This window comes from Pararhodonellum marinum, assembly GCF_015354735.1.
Lineage (GTDB): Bacteria > Bacteroidota > Bacteroidia > Cytophagales > Cyclobacteriaceae > Pararhodonellum > Pararhodonellum marinum.
This window is the reverse complement of the sequence record NZ_JACEFJ010000009.1, coordinates 18,765-36,072: the sequence shown is the minus strand read 5'-3', so window position 1 is coordinate 36,072 and position 17,308 is coordinate 18,765. Positions and strand designations below refer to the sequence as shown.

Genomic DNA, 17,308 nt, shown 5'->3' with positions numbered 1-17,308 from the left:
CTTCCTGGTTTCAATTGAAGCAGGACTGCGTTGAGGGTGTCTCATATGGCAAAATCAATGCTTTCAGGCATTTGCATTTAGGCAAATACCTGTCAAAAAATCTCATTAAACCTAAAATTCCATAATATGAAATCACCTTTATTAGCCATAGTTGGTCTGTTTATCTTTTGCAGTACCACACAAAGCAATGCACAGGGATGTGTTGCTATACGACAGTTTTCTGGTATTGGCAATGCCGTTGGCCAGGGCAACATTCTCGAAAAGGGAGAATGGAATGTCAGTGCAAATTACCGTTATTTCAAATCCTTCCGCCATTTTAGAGGTCGTGAAGAAGAACCTTACCGGATAGAAAACAATACTGAAGTCATCAACTGGTCCCATGGACTGGACTTTGTAGTCAGTTATGCTTTCAATGAACGCATCTACGGCATTGCTTCATTGCCATTCGCATACAATGAGAGAAGTTCTCTGTACGAACACGGTCGAAATTCCAGGCACATGACTTATTCAGGGGGATTGGCAGACATGCGGATAGGGGCAGGATATTGGCTGCTATCCGGTGAAAAAGCCAGGAAAGGCAACACGGCTGTGGGTTTGGGATTAAAGATTCCTACAGGAAATTACAATGCCGAGAGCACATTCTTTAATGTTGGCCCGGAAGGATCTCCGGAGAGAAGACCTGTCGATCAGTCTATCCAACTCGGTGATGGTGGCTGGGCACCGATCATAGATGTCCAAGGGATCTGGAACCTGCCCGGTAGTTTCTTCTTGTATTATGATGGTTTTTACATGATCAATCCCAGAAATACCAATGGCACATTTACCAACAGAGGAAGGGAAAGTGAGTGGTTCATGAGTGTGCCTGATCAATATGCCTTCAGGTCAGGGGTATTCAAACCGATTCAGGCCATTCATGGTCTCGGGTTTTCACTTGGTGGACGAGTTGAAGGCATCCCTGTCAGAGACTTGGTTGGAGAAAGCGACGGGTTCAGAAGACCTGGGTATATTGTTTCAGTAGAACCAGGCATAAGCTATATGTTGGGCAATTTTACCGCTACTGTCAATGTTCCCGTGGCTTTGATCAGAAACCGGACAAGAAGTCTGACCGATATAGCAGATTCCACCCCTGAAAATTTCCGCCATGGTGATGCGGCTTTTGCGGATTATCTGGTCAATGTAAATCTGGCTTGGCGGATTCCGAGAAAAGTCAAAGAGGTTTTCAATTTAGCAGAATAAAAAAGATAAGCGGTGCGTACAAGCACCGCTTTTTTTACTTTCCCCCATTGGCCTTCAGGTCATCCAAGCAATTTTGATCCAAAGTGGGTATCGAGCCTCCCAAAAAATTGAACAAAAGGCTGGTTTCCACCCTCCAATTCATCAGGCAATTTTCATTGTCACAATGGGACTGATTATCCGGATCTTCGTGGTCATGGACCATGGCTGACCCGATGTTGACCAAACCCATCAGGTGGCCCATTTCGTGCAAAATCACGGTAGTTTCCAAAACTTGAGGGGTTGGTCTTCCCAATGTCCCTGAGTTATCCTTGATCCGCTTACCGAACAAAACCGCCGAGGTATTTCGGTAGGCTGCTCCTAATACAAAGGAATTTCCGGTATCTTCTTCGTAGGTTCCATCCAGAATAAGGATATACATGCCCAATTCATTTCCCATGTTGTAGGCCGTACGGTTGCTGTCTTCTATTCTTCTGATGTCAGCTATGGAATAAGACGTTTTTTCCTCACTTTCAATTTCCCGCAACACCAAGTTGATCCCGGAGGATTTGTTCAGTCGGAACTGAAGGAATTGACCCAGATTTTCTATCATTTCAGGGTGAGGCTCAAAACCAGGCATGTATTGAATTTCTAAGGTCATCCTGGTAAAATACTGGTCCGATAACATTTCATTGGCTGATTGGCCCACCGCTCTCTTGGCAGCGGTTATATTGGGAAGGTTGTCCCCATTGCCATCCTTGTTTCCCTCACAGGAAAAAATAAGCAAAAGTATTAAAACCAATAAATAATAAGAATAGGAGTGATATTTCATTGGATTTAAGGTATGGAAACAATAACGATACAACTGTAAATTCGGATGTTTTTTTCCAAAACTGCTTGAAAAATCATCCTGTTGTTCAAATCAAGTTGGCATAAATGTTATTTCAAGACTTTCTGCGGCTTTTCCAATTCGGTCTTCAAACTTTTCCTGGCCAGCACAAATAAAGCGATGGAAAGCACAAACAGCAACGCTGCAATCAAAGAAAGCACATAGACCTTTTCCTGGAAATTTTTCCAAGCAAAAAGACCAAGGGAAGTCAGGGTAACCGAAAACATGAAAAACATAGGGATAGTGACAAAGGTGGCGTTTACTTTTTTTCGGATCAGCCAAACTGCCACGGCCAACAGGGCCAAGGCAGCCAAAAGCTGATTGGCGGAACCGAAAATCGGCCAAAGCGTGGTGAATTCTCCGGACTGCAACAACAACACAGACAAAACCACTACTATACTGGTGGAAACATACCTATTTTGGGATATTTTGGCACCAACCGGGTTTTTTACATCTTCAAAATACTCCTGAAGGGTAAACCTGGCCAATCGGGTACAGGTATCCAAAGTAGTCAAAGCAAAAGCCGAAACCGTCAAGGCAACAAAACCCACAGCAAAACTTTCAGAAATACCCAAAGCAGCAATGATGGAACCCAATCCGTCCGCAAACATAGTCACCGGACCTTTGCTCGCTAAGTTACTGATATAATCCTGCCTACTGATCACAATCACCGCACCCACAGATATGATGGCCAAAAACGATTCAATCAACATACCCCCAAACCCCACCAGCTTCACATCACTTTCCTTGTCAATTTGTTTGGAGGTAGTCCCGGAAGCAACCAAGGAATGAAAACCACTGATAGCCCCGCAGGCAATGGTGACAAAAAGGACCGGGAAGATGTAGCCCAAGGAGTCAGAACTGATGTGGATTTCAGAATCCATTTCGATCACTGGATCAGCAACCATCACGCCTACTACCGCAAAAAGAATCAAACCGTAAAGGAGGAAACTGTTCAAATAATCTCTTGGCTGAAGCAACAAAGAAACCGGTGTTACCGAGGCCAAAAAAGCATAACCCAATAACACATAGATCCATACCTGATAGTCTAAAACAAACGGCAGCTGCATGCCTAAATAAACAAAATAGTACATCAGAACTACCCCAATGACAGATACGATAAGAAATGCACTTTTTTTGTGGGAAGTTCGCCTGTTGACAATCCCAAAGAGTATGGCCAAGACAATAAAGAAAATCGAGGCTGATGCCACCCCGCCGTTGTTGACGAAGGTTTTGGCAATGATATCCGCAAATACGCCGATAATCAGGATAAGGGTGGAAAAACTGAAGAGAATGAAGAGTTGTTTTCCCCGCTTTCCAATGTTGTTTTGGATGATGACTCCGATGGATTTTCCTTCATTCCTAAGGGAGGCCACCATACTTCCCAGATCATGTACCGCTCCAAAAAAGATCCCTCCTACCAGAATCCAAATGACAGCCGGAATCCAGCCAAAAGTCACGGCAATGATGGGTCCAACAATGGGGCCCGCTCCGGCAATTGAGGCAAAGTGGTGCCCAAGTACCACAATGGGTTTGCTGGGCACATAGTCAATCCCGTCTTCCAGTGTATGGGAAGGTGTTACATTGTCATCATTGATTTTGAATTTCTTGAAAACATATTTGCCATAGAGAAAATAGGCAGCAAAGAGGATAATGGCAGAAAAAAGGAAAAGGGTTATCAAGGACATATTGCTATGGGTAAATTCGCTTGAATTTCAGGGTAAAAATTTGATTTTCCAAAAATGCCTGCATAGTGGTATGCTCCCTTAATTTAGGGTTTCCCCATTTTTTTGTAACTTTAAACCTAAATATCAGAAGCATCATTCAATAAGCCCACTTCAAATTTAATTCTTAAATTCCTAAAACTACTGGAACATGCTCCATGAAGAAGTGATTTTTATATTGATCCTGCTGGGAATAGTAGTGTCAGCACATATTGTCGTTGCACTTACTTTTAATTTTCTGGCCAGACAGTTCTACAAGCCCAAAACTGAAAAGGGCAAAAGGTCATTAAGTAAATTTTCCCAGTCTTTGAAATGGGGCCTTTTTTTTGTGATATGGCCCATTGTGGAACCTTTTATTTCACCGGAGCACTTATCCTACATCCGCTCCCACCCGCTTTTTCTCATCCTGTTTATTGTTAACTTATCTTGGATTTTGATCGAGTTGAGTAATGTACTACGGTATCATTTTATAGACCATTATTCAATTGACAAAGAAGATAACCTCCGTGAAAGGAGTCTTTTTACCCAGATCAATTTTATCCGGAAATTGGTCGTCATCATCATTTTGATCATTTCTTTTTCAGTGATCCTGATGAATATTGAATCTGTGAGAAAATTTGGTACCGGGTTATTGACCTCTGCTGGGGTACTGGGCATAATTGTTGGTTTTGCGGCCCAAAAGTCCATTGCCAACCTGCTTGCAGGTTTTCAAATTGCCTTTACCCAGCCTATCCGAATAGATGATGTGGTGGTCGTAGAGGGGGAATGGGGGAAAATTGAAGAAATTAACCTAACCTTCGTAGTGGTGCGGATATGGGATCAAAGAAGGCTGGTCCTACCCATCAATTACTTTATAGAAAAGCCCTTTCAAAACTGGACAAAGACTACCGCTGATATCTGGGGGACAGTATTTCTCTATGTGGACCATACCATTCCGGTGGCAGACCTGAAAAACAAATTGGCTGAATTGCTTAAAGGATCTCCGCTTTGGGATGGGAAGGTACAGGTGCTTCAAGTTACCGATGTGAAGGAAAGCACTATTGAGCTACGCTGCCTGATGAGTGCCAAAGACAGTCCGACGGCCTTTGACCTTCGCTGTATGGTAAGGGAAGAGATGATCCTTTACATTCAGAAAAAGTATCCCCACACCCTCCCCAAAACCCGGGTATGGTTTGAGAATAAACCCCTAATTTCAGACTCTTCTACCGGTGCTGAACCCTGAAGTTGAAAGAATAGATTTTATTTAATGGATTTAACCTTTAAATTTGCTTCTCCTGAAGCTTGGCTTCAACATAACCCGAATAAAATATGGCTTGGTTTAAAAGAACAGACAAAGGAATCAAAACTTCGACCGAAGAAAAAAAAGATGCTCCCGATGGCTTATGGTTTAAAACCCCAAAAGGCAATATCATCCATACCCGGGAGCTAAAAAACAATTCTTATGTCTGCCCTGATGACGATTACCATGTGAAAATAGGGTCCAAAGAATACTTTGAGATCCTATTTGACGGTAATAAATTCAAGGAATTGGATGAAAACATGACCTCAGGGGATCCCCTCAATTTTGTCGATTCCAAGCCCTACACCGCTAGGATAGAGGCCACCATTTCTAAAACCAACCTTAAAGATGCTGTCAGAACCGGTGTAGGCAAAATCAATGGATTGGATCTGGTCATCTCCTGTATGGATTTCAACTTTATCGGGGGATCCATGGGTTCCGTAGTAGGTGAAAAAATCGCCCGTGCCATAGATTATTCCCTTAAAAACAAAATTCCTTTTCTGATGATCTCCAAATCCGGGGGAGCACGCATGATGGAAGCGGGCTTCAGTCTGATGCAAATGGCCAAAACCTCCGCAAAATTAGCCTTGTTGGACGAGGCAGGCATTCCTTATATTTCCTTATTGACTGACCCTACTACTGGAGGTGTGACTGCATCTTATGCGATGTTGGGAGATTTCAACATTGCCGAACCAGGTGCTTTGATCGGATTTGCCGGTCCTCGTGTCATACGGGAAACCATCGGCAAAGACCTTCCAAAAGGCTTTCAAAGTTCTGAATTCGTATTGGACCATGGTTTTCTGGACTTTATCATCGATAGGAGGCAGTTGAAAAACAGATTGACCACCTTGCTAAACTTATTGAACAATTAATTAGTTTCCTACATAACGGGACATAGAAAATATGCCATTTTCTATCCGAATTTACCGAGATTATAAATATATTTGTAACGCCTTTGCAAAAGGCAATTCCAAAAAAAACAGTAAAAATAGTTTTAGATGAGTCCAGTAATCCTTACCTCGATCATAGCATTTACCCTGATCATCCTGATGCTCGTATTGATCCTTCTTTTTGCCCAATCCAAACTTGTGGCTTCCGGAGATGTGAAAATCGTTGTCAACGGTGATGAAGACAATCCCATCGTTGCCCCAGCGGGAACCACACTTTTGTCCACATTAGGCAACAAGAAAATTTTTCTACCCTCTGCCTGTGGCGGAGGCGGTACCTGCGCCATGTGCAAATGTGTCATTGAAGAAGGCGGAGGCGAGGTTTTGCCCACAGAAGTCGGCCATCTTAGCCGTACCGAACAAAAAAACAATGTCCGACTTTCCTGTCAGGTAAAAGTGAAACAGGACATGAAAATAAGGATTCCTGAGGAAATCTTTGGTATCAAGAAATGGGATTGTGAGGTGGTTTCCAATTACAACGTTTCTACTTTCATCAAAGAATTTGTGGTGAAGCTTCCAGAAGGTGAAAACCTGGATTTCGAGTCCGGCGGTTACATTCAGATAGATGTACCCCCGATTACAGTGAACTTCAAGGACATGAATATTGATCCACATCCAGATTTGGGACACCCCAAAGATGTGTACAAAAGCGATTGGGATAAATTCGGTCTTTGGGATCTGGTCATGAAGAATGACGAAGAGCTTTTCAGAGCCTATTCTATGGCCAATCATCCTGCTGAAGGAAACATCGTGATGTTGACCATCAGGATTGCCACCCCGCCATGGGACAGAGCCAATAACAAATGGATGGACGTCAACCCAGGCATCTGCTCTTCCTATGTATTCGGCTGTAAAAAAGGTGATAAAGTTACCATTTCCGGACCTTATGGAGAATTCCATATCAATCCTACAGATAGAGAAATGGTTTACATTGGTGGTGGGGCAGGCATGGCTCCGCTAAGATCGCATATCTTCCATCTGTTCCATACGGAAAAAACAGAGCGAAAGGTTACGTATTGGTATGGTGGTCGATCAAAGAAAGAATTATTCTATGTTCCTCATTTCAGAGACATCGAAAAAGATTTCCCTAATTTTAAATTCTATGTGGGTCTTTCAGAACCGCTACCGGAGGACAACTGGACCATCAAGAAGGCCTTGGACGATGAAGAGGGTGATGGTTATATAGGTTTTATTCACCAAGTGCTCTATGACAATTACCTCAAAGATCATCCTGAGCCAGACGAAGTGGAGTTTTACCTATGTGGACCTCCATTGATGAACTCTGCGGTTTTAAAACTATTGGATGACATGGGGGTACCCAAAGAAAACATCAGATTTGACGACTTCGGTGGTTAAATGACAAAGGTTCTGCAAAAGCAGGACCTTTTTTATTTACCTCCCATTTTTTTCCTTAATTTTAAACCCATAAACCCCCACTTATGGATTTATCTTTATTCTTTAATCCGGTAGAAGATTCTTTACTACAACAAGAGTACCCCCTCAATGCATTTTTCAGTCACATCCATCACCATGGGGAAGAGTTTCCGGATTTGGAAGGCATTCAAATCGCCTTGATCGGGCTAAGCGAGAACCAAGGCGGTGACACGGAAGATGGTTTGGATGATGCGGTCTATTTTATCCGTAAAAAACTATACAGGCTGAAAAAGGGCCTTGCACATTATAGGATTGCCGACTTGGGAAACCTGAGGAATGGTGTGGATTTAAAAGAAACCTATTTTAGGATTCAAAACGTCGGTGAGCACTTGATGAAAAAACAAATACTCCCCGTATACATAGGTGGCACCCATGACTTGGACTATGGCCAATACCTGTCCTATGAAGGCATGAAGAAACTGGTGAGCATGCTTACTGTAGATGCCAAAATTGACATGGAAGATCAGGGAAAGCCTTCTGACACCCACTCCCAAGACATCGTATTGCATCAACCCAATTTTCTATTCAATTATACCCAATTGGCTTATCAGAGCTTTTTGACTGATAGGGAATTGATCCATGTGATGGAAAAGCTGCACTTTGACCATGTTCGCTTGGGACAACTCAGAGACAATTTCAAGGAAATCGAACCCTTGGTCAGAAATGCCGACCTGATCAGCTTTGATTTAGGCTCCATTCAGTCCGCCGACGCTCCGGGGGCATTGGATGCACAGCCTTTTGGACTAACTGCTGAAGAGGCCTGTCAGATTTGCTGGTTTGCGGGAATGAATGAAAAGTTGAGTTCGATGGGCATCTATGGCTATCAGCCTTCCTATGATGATGCACGACACAAAACGGCATCGGTCGTGGCCACCATGATCTGGTATTTTATGGAAGGCTTTTATCACCGAAAAGACAGCCTGTCTTTCCAAAGCAACGATTATACAAAATATACGGTTTCCCTTGACACCAAACCGACGGTTTTGGTATTTTACAAAAGCAAACTTAGCGGCAAATGGTGGATGGAAATACCGCATGGCGAAAAGGCCAAATATGCCAGGGACACCATCATTCCATGCAGCTATCAAGATTATCAAACTGCTCAAAGGGGTGAAATTCCGGAGAGGTGGATCAATTCACAGCTCAAACTGTATTGATGAAAAGCTATACCCGGCAGCAACTTGCACTGAGAAACGGTCAGGACAAACCGGAAATATGGATTGCCTACAAAGGATTGATTTATAATGTGGGTACTTCCAGACTCTGGAAAAACGGACAACATTATGAACATTGGGCAGGACAGGACCTTACGGAGGAGCTAAAAGACGCTCCCCACAATGAAAATGTATTTGACAAATTTGAACCCATAGGCCAATTAATTTTATAGCATGATTCTGATAGCAGACAGTGGCTCGAGCAAAACCGATTGGAGAGTCATCAACCCAAATGGGGACATTCATCAATTCAGAACCTTTGGCTTCAATCCTTATTACCAAACCAAGGGAGAGATGCAGGTGGAGATGGACCAGCCCGAACTAAGGGAACTCAAAGGTAAAATTGAGGAAGTGTATTTTTATGGAGCGGGTTGTTCGACTCATGAAAATAAAAGCATGGTCTCTGAAGCGATACAGATCGTTTTGGGTAAGGTTCCTGTACATGTGGACCATGACCTGATGGCTGCAGCCCGGGCTACCTGTGGGCATAAGCCAGGTATCACCTGCATTTTGGGAACGGGATCCAATAGTTGTGACTATGATGGGCAGCAGATTACCGACAGCAAACCTTCACCCGGATTTATTCTGGGAGATGAAGGCGGGGGCTGCCACGTGGGCCGCAAATTGCTTGTGGATTTCATCCATGATGAAATGCCAGCGGAAATCCGGAAAGATTTGGTCAAAAGCTATGGAGTAACCAATGAAATCATTCAGGAAAATGTCTATAAAAAACCTTTTCCAAATAGGTACATGGCCAGCTTTTGCAAATTCATCTCTGACCACAAAAGTCATCCCTATTGTTACCAACTATTTCAGTCCAGTTTTGAAGAATTTTTTAAAAAAACGGTCATGAAATATCCAGATTACAAATCCAAACCGGTCAATTTTGTAGGTTCTATAGCCTTTCACAACAGTGACATATTAAGAGCAACTGCCAGTAAATTGGGACTTCAGGTACACCTGATCTTAGAAACCCCAATTGCTGGTTTAACCCTTTATCACCAAGAAAAAATATGAAGACAACAGAAAGCAGTTCATATTACGACAACTTGGAGCACATGAGCATTCCAGAGTTGATCGGAAACATCAACCGGGAAGACCACACTGTCGCTGTTGCCGTCGGTAAGGTACTTCCGGTCATCGGCCAATTGATAGAGCAGATCGTGCCTAGGATGCAGGCCGGTGGGCGATTATTTTACATCGGTGCCGGCACCAGTGGGAGGTTGGGTATTTTGGATGCATCTGAATGTCCACCCACCTACGGTGTCCCTTTTGACATGGTCATAGGCATCATTGCCGGTGGGGATGTGGCCATCAGAAAGGCTGTGGAAAATGCGGAAGATGATCCTGAGCAAGCCTGGGAAGACATTAAGGAATTTGGCATCCGTGAAGAGGATACAGTGATCGGAATTGCCGCCAGTGGCACCACTCCCTATGTCATAGGTGGTGTAGAAATGGCCAAGAAAGCAGGTTTACTTACGGGATGCATCACCTGCAATTCAGACAGTCCGCTGTCCAAAGCGGTAGCTTATCCGATAGAGGTTATTGTTGGGCCGGAGTTTGTGACTGGAAGTACCCGAATGAAAGCAGGGACTGCCCAAAAAATGGTGCTTAACATGATCTCCACTGCCGTAATGATCAAATTGGGAAAAGTCAAAGGCAACAAAATGGTGGATATGCAACTGTCGAACGAAAAGCTGGTCATAAGAGGAACAAAAATGGTGATGGAAGCCACTGGCTTGGATGTAGAACGTGCCCAACACCTGTTGTTGAAATGTGGCTCTGTAAGGGCTGCTGTGGAGAATTTCGAGTCCAGCAGATAAGTCAGGCCAGGTTAATCTGGGCAGTGGCGGGAATCAGGTATTTCCTTCCAGTCTTGACCTCAAGGCACAATACCCGGGTTCTTCTGGTCGATTCTTTTTTGAAAAGCCTGCCTTTCAGCTCAAAAGCTGCACCCGGCTTCAAATCAGCCAGCAAAGTAAATGATTCATTGTTTCCAGACAGAGGATCATATTTTCTGATTTCCCGATTTAGAAACAAGTCCGTGCCACTACTGGCCTTGGGATTGGTCAAATGTCTCTTCAGCGGAATCAGAATGTCCTTAGGAAATACCAAATCCGAAAGCAAAGGTTCCATCAGCTTCTGAAAAGTAGTCTTCCATTCCCAACCATGGGGTTTTATGGCTCGCCCATGGGTTTTGAAGGCCCGGTGGTGGGCTACTTCATGGACATAGGTAATCAGGAATTGATAGGGATTGAGGTCATGGTTGATGGTGATGGTTTGTACCGGTTTGTTGATGTGGTACCTAAAATCCCCCAGCTTGGTAGCCCGGCTTCGGCTGATGATAAAATGAAAGGGGTCTGCTTTCCAAAGGTCCCAGCAATATTGCGCAGCCCGTATCGGCACTTTTGATTCCAAGGCCTTGTATACCTGTTGATCGATGGTCATCACTCCCAAATATGCGGAAAATCAGGACATAAAAAAAGCACTTTGATTGCTCAAAGTGCTCTGTTGAATGCTAATTTTTAATTAACCGTTTACTTCAGTAGTGTCTTCAACGGTTTCTTCTACTTCTTCAGCAGCTTCTTCCAAAGAATCAGTAGCATCTTCCAATACTTCCTCAGTATCTTCGATGATCACTTCAATCTCTTCGTTGGTTTCTTCAGCAGCATCCTTGTTTCCACAAGAAGCTGAGAACAATAAACCTGCTACAGCGAATAATGCAAATACTTTTTTCATGTTGTTTTTTGTTTCTTAATTTAAGCCCACAAAGATACCACCTATTAAGGGATTGTCAAGTAAAGTGGCATTTATTTTATTTTTTCTTAAATACTATTTTCATCGGAACCCCTTCAAAATCAAAATGTTCCCTGATTCTGTTTTCCAGATACCGAGTATAAGGTGCCCTGATGTATTGGGGTAAATTACAGAAAAAAGCAAAAACCGGATTTTTGGTTGGAAGTTGGGTGGTGTATTTGATCTTGATGTATTTGCCTTTGTAAGCCGGGGGAGGATAGCGCTCGATTTCACCGAGTAGTATATCGTTCAACTTAGAGGTAGCTATTTTCTTGTTTTTGTTTTCGTAGACTTTTACGGCCAGTTCGATCGCTTGAAAGATCCGCTGCTTGGTCTCCACGGAGGTGAAGATGATGGGAATCCATTTGTTTTCTCCCAGCCTTTCAAACATGTCTTCTTTGATCTTGTTCATGGTCTTGTGGTCTTTTTCGATCAAATCCCACTTGTTGACCATGATCATGATGCCTTTGTTATTTTTGATACCCAAGGAAATCAGGTTGACATCCTGTGCTTCAAGCCCTCTCGTGGCATCCACCATGATGATGATGACATCAGACTCTTCCAAAGTCCGCAAGGAACGCATGACGGAATAAAATTCCACATCTTCCTTGACCTTGGCCTTTTTACGGATCCCGGCTGTATCCGTAATGATAAAGTCCTGCCCGTATAAATTGTATCGGGTATGGATCGCATCCCGCGTGGTACCCGCCTCATCGGTGACAATGGAGCGCTCTTCACCCAGAAGGGCATTCAAGAAGGAAGATTTCCCTACATTAGGCCTCCCGAGAATGGTGATTTTGGGCACGCCAAAATCAGGATCCTCTACCCCTTCTTCAGGAAAATGCTTGATCACCTCATCCAAAAGGTCCCCGGTGCCACTTCCACTAACCGCTGCGATGGGAAAAACTTCATTGTCACCCAATCCCAAACCGTAAAACTCATTGGCCATCAATAACCTTTCCTGAGTATCTGCCTTGTTGGCTACGATAAAAATAGGCTTTTTGGAGCCCCTCAGTTCCTGGGCAAACTCCTTGTCCAAGTCGGTAAGACCATCAAAACAATCTACCACAAAAAGAATCACACTGGACTCTTCTATGGCCAATTTTACCTGTTTTCTGATTTCGGATTCAAACAAATCCTCCGAACCGCTGACATAACCCCCGGTATCAATGACAGAAAAGAATTTGCCACCCCATTGGGCATGACCGTAGTGCCTGTCCCTGGTGACTCCACTCATATTGTCTTCGATGGCCTTTCTTTCCTCTACCAATCTATTGAAAAAGGTAGACTTACCCACATTGGGTCTGCCCACGATTGCTACTATATTAGCCATATCATTCCTTAATTATTGGTCGTAACCAAATTTTCTTAACTTGTTTTTGTTTTTCCTCCAATCGTCCTCCACCTTCACGAAGGTTTCCAGGAAAATTTTCTTACCGAAAAATCTCTCCATTTCCAGCCTGGCCTGAGTGCCTACCCTTTTGAGGGCATTTCCTTTTTCTCCGATGATAATCCCTTTCTGACTGCTCCTTTCCACATAGATAAGGGCTCGGATCCGGATGATGTTTTCCTCTTCATGGAATTCCTCTATGGCTACTTCAGAACTGTAGGGGATTTCTTTTTTGTAATTGAGAAATATTTTTTCCCGGATGATTTCGGAAGCAAAGAAGCGTTCCGGCTTGTCGGTAAGTTCATCCTTGTCATAAAATGGCGGATGATAGGGCAAACGGTCCAGAATTTCCTGCAGGATGCGCTCGGTGTTGAAACTTTCGGTAGCAGAAATGGGAATTACCGTCTCAGCTTTGATACGGGCGGTCCAGTAAGCGGTCACTTCATCCAGTTGATTTTCCTTGGAAAGGTCAATTTTGTTGATGACGAGAATGACAGGAACACCTGATTGGTTGATCTTTTCAATTACGTCTTCTATTTCCTCATCGGATTCATATAGATCGGTTACGAAAAGAATCACATCTGCATCCTCCAGAGACATGTGCACAAAACTCATCATGCTTTTGTGCAGCTCATATTTGGGCTTTAGCATGCCAGGGGTATCCGAAAAAACCACCTGGAAGTCAGGGTCATTGATCAGGCCCATGATCCTGTGACGGGTGGTTTGGGCCTTGGAGGAGATGATCGAAAGTCTTTCACCGATCAGCACATTCATTAAGGTGGACTTGCCTACATTGGGTTTTCCCACGATGTTGACAAAGCCGGCTTTGTGTGTGTTTTCGGTCATGACTACAATTTTTTTACAAAGGTACTTGATTTTTTTTGATGATGGAGTTTATTCCCAACTTAGAGTGGTGTATGGCACTGGTAAACAATATCGGTCAGGTTCTTTTTATGCTTAGGTAACCCTAAGTATAATTGCCCGTCTTCTGTCCGGGACAGGCTTTTGACCTCTTAAAGTCTAAAATAGAAGGTGTCGGCAAATCGGTAGATCTGTCTCTTGCCAACTGGCCTTTCCTACAATTGGCATAGAGTTATGTAATTGTTGTTTTGTGGTGAATAAAAAATCCCGGAAATTATTTCCTTTGATTTACTTGGAAAAAACTGGTTTTTTTATCTTCTTAGTTAAGGAATTTTAATGACAAATATCAATTTATTGTATTCTAATCTGTTTCTCCGATGAGATTTAAATTTATAAAACTGGCTATTTTTGGTGTGCTTATTATGAGCTGTAAATGTGGTCTGGAAGATGTCGACGATATATCCCAGTGTGATTTAACGGATCTTGTAAAGTCAGTTTCAGAAGCCAACGGTACAATATGGTTTGACTCGCAGGCCCAAGCTTATGCGATATTCAAGGGAATAGAAGGGACTTTTGATGGACAGGACATTGGGGTCGTATGCGATCTTCCAGACGACTACAAAGAAGAAGGGCTTAAAGTTATTTTTGGTGGAAAGTACTTTGAAAATAAAACGTTCACCACTCAGATTCCAGGTCAGAAATATTACAATTTAGAATTGACAAGCATTGAAATGAAACAGGAATGATTGCTGGCCTGTACTTCTTAAGCTAACAATCCTTTCTTTCAAGCGTGTTTAGCACTCGCTCCCAACAGTTACCAAGTTACGGCCGCACGACAAAAAAAGCCAAGCATTTCTGCCTGGCTTTGTAGTAGCGGGAACAGGACTCGAACCTGTGACCTTTGGGTTATGAGCCCAACGAGCTACCAACTGCTCCATCCCGCGATATATCTTTGGTAATTATTTCTATTTTAAAACAGCCATTTGCTGATTGGTGTACAAAGGTACTATTTTAAATTTAAACCACAAATTTTTAAAAACAATTCTTAGAGAACCCTAATGCTGACCGGAGGAATTTTTTGAGATTTTCCCAGGTCTATTCTTAGTTTTTAGGGAGGTAATGACTTCATTCAGTCATGCTTTTTGCCATTCCAATCCCTAAAGTCATGACAGTGACTAACCTATATTTCTTCCAATAAATATTTAAACCCATTTATTTTTGGATGAATGGAAACTGCTAGAATTCGCCTCTCCTACCCTATTTCAAATACTTTTGGTTTGTTTTGGCGAGAGTTGACCACCTCTATTGTTCAAACAGCCAGCTCCATATTTTAAATTTGCCTACCCTCTTTTATTTTGGAATGGTTCTTGCACTTTTTTGGATCATATTTGTTTTGAAATATTAATTATTGGAAATTTTATGATTTTATATTTTAACAATCATTTATCATAAAATTTTTCGGATAATTTTATTTAATTTCAAATCTAAAATATAATTAATTTACTAAACCAACAACAATCATGTCAAAATTAAGCAACAAAACCATCGCCATTTTAACGGAAACCGGATTTGAGGAAAGTGAACTTTTGAGCCCGAAGGAGGCCTTGGAAAAAGAAGGCGCTACCGTACATGTCATTTCTCCGGCCGACCGGATCAAAGGCTGGAAAAACGGCAACTGGACCGAAGAAGTCCGTATCGACAAAGGATTGGGCAAGGCCAATCCGGACGATTACCACGCCCTTGTCATTCCGGGAGGAGTCATCAACCCCGACAAGTTGAGGGCCAACGAACACGCCGTTGCCTTTATCAAGGCCTTTTTTGCACAGGGTAAGCCGGTTGCAGCCATCTGTCATGGCCCCCAGGTATTGATAGAAACCGGTGCACTTGATGGGAGAACCATGACCTCATGGCCATCCATCAAAACTGACCTGATCAATGCCGGGGTTAACTGGGTCGATGAAGAGTGTGTATGTGACTCAGGACTGGTGACTGCCAGAAAGCCTGATGACCTGCCTGCCTTCAACAAAAAACTGATTGAGGAAATCAGAGAGGGTGTTCATCAGGAGCAGAATACCCTATAAAATACAGAAAGGCTGTCCTCTTCCCGCAATACCGGTTTTAGTGGTAGAGTATCGGGTGTTTGCGACAGCCATTCTACTTTTTAGAACCTGGATGTATTTTTTCCCTCACATCCCATCATCATTAAACCATGAAAAAGTTAATTCAATTGTTGGCTGTTTTGAGCCTGATGGCCTGTAAGGGCAGCGGGCTTGATCAGGTCTTTAAACCTTCAAGTCCCTATGAGACTTACCTCAGACATCTGACCAATGGTCCTTTGGAAAAGGCAGCCTTTGTAAGGGATTGGAAATTGGCAGGGGATAATGCTTTAAAGGATTCCACTTTAGTAAGCTTGCCTTATCAGGAGCTAGGCTATTTGGATCCTGCCAAACCCAATGCCTTTATGTTAAGATTCCCCGTTGAAGAGGGTCAGGAACTGCAGATTTCATTCACACCTATTTCAGAACCGGATGCTCAGGTATTTCTGGACCTGTTTGAACTACAATCCAATGGGGATTTGAAAAGGCAATCTTCGGCGGAAGAAAGCCTTCAGATTGTCCATCGTGTGAGGAGGTCCGGTAAATTTGCCCTTAGGGTACAGCCAGAAGTACTTAGGGGGGGAGTATTTCAACTGGACATCAATTTTGCCCCTACCCTGGCTTTCCCTTTACCGGAAAAATCCAGTGCCAACATCGCCAGCTTTTATGGTGCGCCAAGGGATGGTGGCGGACGTCAGCACGAAGGAGTGGACATTTTTGCTCCAAGAGGAACTCCCGCTTTGGCGGTTGGTTCTGGCCGGATCAGCAGGGTGGGCAACAACAGGCTTGGGGGGAAAACCGTTTCCCTATCCAGCGAAGGATATTCATTTTATTATGCCCATCTCGACAGTCAGTTGGTTTCATTTGGTCAGGAGGTCAAGTTGGGAGATACGCTTGGATGGGTGGGAAATACGGGAAACGCCATCACCACGGCCCCACATCTGCATTTTGGTATTTATATTCGAGGCAGAGGTAGCTTGGATCCCCTCCCTTTTTTAAAAAGTGCACCTGCCCTGTCAACTGTAAATGTATCTGACAGTACGGACTTGGGAGAATGGACAAGAATAGTGGGTAACCTGGTGAATTTCAGACAATCCCCTTCCACATCCAGTCCGGTAATCGGTCAATTGAAAAAAAACACAGCGCTTCTGGTTGAAGGGAAAGCAGGCGATTGGTACAGGGTCAGGTTACCTAATCAAAAACTGGGATTTGTTTCTTCCACCTTATTGGAGTCTGCAGATGGCCCTCTCAATGAGTTTTCTTTAGGTCTGGAGGACAATTTGAAAAGCACTTGGTCAGGCCCTGTCTATCAAAGTGAATTCGAGACCGGAAAGGCAACCATCCACGGCGAATATGCAGATTTCCATTTGGTCAGAACAATAGGTGGTAGGATGATTTGGAGGCAGGTAATTTAAACGTTGGGTTAATTCTTAGCAGAAACCAAAAAAAGCAAACCTTGCAAAGGT

Annotated in this window: 17 protein-coding genes and 1 tRNA gene; 11 read left to right on the top strand and 7 right to left on the bottom strand. The window is 43.3% G+C overall.

The window, feature by feature from the left end:
* Positions 1–126 precede the first annotated feature (126 nt).
* Positions 127–1,236, top strand: coding sequence for a hypothetical protein (locus tag H1A14_RS15825; protein ID WP_194777257.1), 1,110 nt, complete (start codon positions 127–129; stop codon positions 1,234–1,236).
* A gap of 34 nt (positions 1,237–1,270) precedes the next feature.
* Here H1A14_RS15825 and H1A14_RS15820 read toward each other — a convergent pair whose 3' ends face one another.
* Positions 1,271–2,044, bottom strand: a complete 774-nt coding sequence (locus H1A14_RS15820; RefSeq protein ID WP_228527814.1) for a zinc metalloprotease — start codon at positions 2,042–2,044, stop codon at positions 1,271–1,273.
* 107 nt (positions 2,045–2,151) lie between these two features.
* Positions 2,152–3,789 carry a carbon starvation CstA family protein gene (locus tag H1A14_RS15815; RefSeq protein WP_194777256.1) on the bottom strand — a complete coding sequence of 546 codons (1,638 nt, stop codon included), beginning with the start codon at positions 3,787–3,789 and terminating at the stop codon, positions 2,152–2,154.
* A 187-nt stretch (positions 3,790–3,976) separates the two neighbouring features.
* Between H1A14_RS15815 and H1A14_RS15810 the strand changes: the two genes are divergently transcribed.
* The 7 genes from H1A14_RS15810 to murQ all read left to right on the top strand — a co-directional run bounded on the left by H1A14_RS15810 (position 3,977) and on the right by murQ (position 10,522).
* Entirely contained in the window at positions 3,977–5,047 is a 1,071-nt protein-coding gene (locus H1A14_RS15810; protein WP_194777255.1) for a mechanosensitive ion channel family protein, read from the top strand.
* A gap of 86 nt (positions 5,048–5,133) precedes the next feature.
* On the top strand, positions 5,134–5,976 hold the full coding sequence (gene accD / locus H1A14_RS15805) for an acetyl-CoA carboxylase, carboxyltransferase subunit beta (protein ID WP_194777254.1): 843 nt from the start codon (positions 5,134–5,136) through the stop codon (positions 5,974–5,976).
* A 126-nt stretch (positions 5,977–6,102) separates the two neighbouring features.
* Complete coding sequence (gene nqrF / locus H1A14_RS15800; protein WP_194777253.1) at positions 6,103–7,407, top strand: NADH:ubiquinone reductase (Na(+)-transporting) subunit F; 1,305 nt, start codon at positions 6,103–6,105, stop codon at positions 7,405–7,407.
* 83 nt (positions 7,408–7,490) lie between these two features.
* Positions 7,491–8,642 (top strand): formimidoylglutamase, encoded by a 1,152-nt coding sequence (locus H1A14_RS15795; protein WP_194777252.1) that lies wholly within the window; start codon positions 7,491–7,493, stop codon positions 8,640–8,642.
* Positions 8,642–8,872, top strand: a complete 231-nt coding sequence (locus tag H1A14_RS15790; RefSeq protein WP_194777251.1) for a cytochrome b5 domain-containing protein — start codon at positions 8,642–8,644, stop codon at positions 8,870–8,872. Before H1A14_RS15795 ends, H1A14_RS15790 begins: the two co-directional genes overlap by 1 nt.
* Before the next feature lies 1 nt (position 8,873).
* Positions 8,874–9,716: an ROK family protein gene (locus H1A14_RS15785; RefSeq protein WP_194777250.1), complete on the top strand. Its 843-nt coding sequence runs from the start codon at positions 8,874–8,876 to the stop codon at positions 9,714–9,716.
* A complete protein-coding gene (murQ, locus tag H1A14_RS15780) occupies positions 9,713–10,522 on the top strand; it encodes an N-acetylmuramic acid 6-phosphate etherase (RefSeq protein WP_194777249.1) in 810 nt (269 codons plus the stop codon). The genes H1A14_RS15785 and murQ overlap by 4 nt, the downstream gene beginning before the upstream one ends.
* 1 nt (position 10,523) lies before the next feature.
* Here the strand turns inward: murQ and H1A14_RS15775 are convergent, their stop codons facing one another.
* The 4 genes from H1A14_RS15775 to era all read right to left on the bottom strand — a co-directional run bounded on the left by H1A14_RS15775 (position 10,524) and on the right by era (position 13,731).
* Positions 10,524–11,147 carry a SprT family zinc-dependent metalloprotease gene (locus tag H1A14_RS15775; protein ID WP_194777248.1) on the bottom strand — a complete coding sequence of 208 codons (624 nt, stop codon included), beginning with the start codon at positions 11,145–11,147 and terminating at the stop codon, positions 10,524–10,526.
* Between the two features lie 81 nt (positions 11,148–11,228).
* Positions 11,229–11,438 carry a hypothetical protein gene (locus H1A14_RS15770; protein ID WP_194777247.1) on the bottom strand — a complete coding sequence of 70 codons (210 nt, stop codon included), beginning with the start codon at positions 11,436–11,438 and terminating at the stop codon, positions 11,229–11,231.
* Between the two features lie 76 nt (positions 11,439–11,514).
* Entirely contained in the window at positions 11,515–12,828 is a 1,314-nt protein-coding gene (gene der / locus H1A14_RS15765) for a ribosome biogenesis GTPase Der (RefSeq protein WP_194777246.1), read from the bottom strand.
* Positions 12,829–12,840: 12 nt separating this feature from the next.
* Positions 12,841–13,731: a GTPase Era gene (gene era, locus H1A14_RS15760; RefSeq protein ID WP_194777245.1), complete on the bottom strand. Its 891-nt coding sequence runs from the start codon at positions 13,729–13,731 to the stop codon at positions 12,841–12,843.
* Positions 13,732–14,123: 392 nt separating this feature from the next.
* Here era and H1A14_RS15755 point away from each other — a divergent pair, with 392 nt between their 5' ends.
* Positions 14,124–14,492, top strand: coding sequence for a hypothetical protein (locus tag H1A14_RS15755; RefSeq protein WP_194777244.1), 369 nt, complete (start codon positions 14,124–14,126; stop codon positions 14,490–14,492).
* 125 nt (positions 14,493–14,617) lie between these two features.
* Here H1A14_RS15755 and H1A14_RS15750 read toward each other — a convergent pair.
* A tRNA-Met gene (locus tag H1A14_RS15750) sits at positions 14,618–14,690 on the bottom strand.
* 576 nt (positions 14,691–15,266) lie between these two features.
* On the opposite strand from H1A14_RS15750, the gene H1A14_RS15745 reads away from it, so the two are divergent.
* Both H1A14_RS15745 and H1A14_RS15740 read left to right on the top strand, forming a co-directional pair.
* Entirely contained in the window at positions 15,267–15,827 is a 561-nt protein-coding gene (locus H1A14_RS15745) for a type 1 glutamine amidotransferase domain-containing protein (RefSeq protein WP_194777243.1), read from the top strand.
* Positions 15,828–15,955: 128 nt separating this feature from the next.
* Positions 15,956–17,257, top strand: coding sequence for a M23 family metallopeptidase (locus tag H1A14_RS15740; protein WP_194777242.1), 1,302 nt, complete (start codon positions 15,956–15,958; stop codon positions 17,255–17,257).
* The last annotated feature ends 51 nt before the right edge of the window (positions 17,258–17,308 follow it).

Bases quoted from the DNA above. Each gene is read 5' to 3' on its own strand.
- H1A14_RS15825 (WP_194777257.1), top strand. From the start codon at position 127: ATGAAATCACCTTTATTAGCCATAGTTGGTCTGTTTATCTTTTGCAGT.
- H1A14_RS15820 (WP_228527814.1), bottom strand. From the start codon at position 2,044: ATGAAATATCACTCCTATTCTTATTATTTATTGGTTTTAATACTTTTG.
- H1A14_RS15815 (WP_194777256.1), bottom strand. From the start codon at position 3,789: ATGTCCTTGATAACCCTTTTCCTTTTTTCTGCCATTATCCTCTTTGCT.
- H1A14_RS15810 (WP_194777255.1), top strand. From the start codon at position 3,977: ATGCTCCATGAAGAAGTGATTTTTATATTGATCCTGCTGGGAATAGTA.
- accD (WP_194777254.1), top strand. From the start codon at position 5,134: ATGGCTTGGTTTAAAAGAACAGACAAAGGAATCAAAACTTCGACCGAA.
- nqrF (WP_194777253.1), top strand. From the start codon at position 6,103: ATGAGTCCAGTAATCCTTACCTCGATCATAGCATTTACCCTGATCATC.
- H1A14_RS15795 (WP_194777252.1), top strand. From the start codon at position 7,491: ATGGATTTATCTTTATTCTTTAATCCGGTAGAAGATTCTTTACTACAA.
- H1A14_RS15790 (WP_194777251.1), top strand. From the start codon at position 8,642: ATGAAAAGCTATACCCGGCAGCAACTTGCACTGAGAAACGGTCAGGAC.
- H1A14_RS15785 (WP_194777250.1), top strand. From the start codon at position 8,874: ATGATTCTGATAGCAGACAGTGGCTCGAGCAAAACCGATTGGAGAGTC.
- murQ (WP_194777249.1), top strand. From the start codon at position 9,713: ATGAAGACAACAGAAAGCAGTTCATATTACGACAACTTGGAGCACATG.
- H1A14_RS15775 (WP_194777248.1), bottom strand. From the start codon at position 11,147: ATGACCATCGATCAACAGGTATACAAGGCCTTGGAATCAAAAGTGCCG.
- H1A14_RS15770 (WP_194777247.1), bottom strand. From the start codon at position 11,438: ATGAAAAAAGTATTTGCATTATTCGCTGTAGCAGGTTTATTGTTCTCA.
- der (WP_194777246.1), bottom strand. From the start codon at position 12,828: ATGGCTAATATAGTAGCAATCGTGGGCAGACCCAATGTGGGTAAGTCT.
- era (WP_194777245.1), bottom strand. From the start codon at position 13,731: ATGACCGAAAACACACACAAAGCCGGCTTTGTCAACATCGTGGGAAAA.
- H1A14_RS15755 (WP_194777244.1), top strand. From the start codon at position 14,124: ATGAGATTTAAATTTATAAAACTGGCTATTTTTGGTGTGCTTATTATG.
- H1A14_RS15745 (WP_194777243.1), top strand. From the start codon at position 15,267: ATGTCAAAATTAAGCAACAAAACCATCGCCATTTTAACGGAAACCGGA.
- H1A14_RS15740 (WP_194777242.1), top strand. From the start codon at position 15,956: ATGAAAAAGTTAATTCAATTGTTGGCTGTTTTGAGCCTGATGGCCTGT.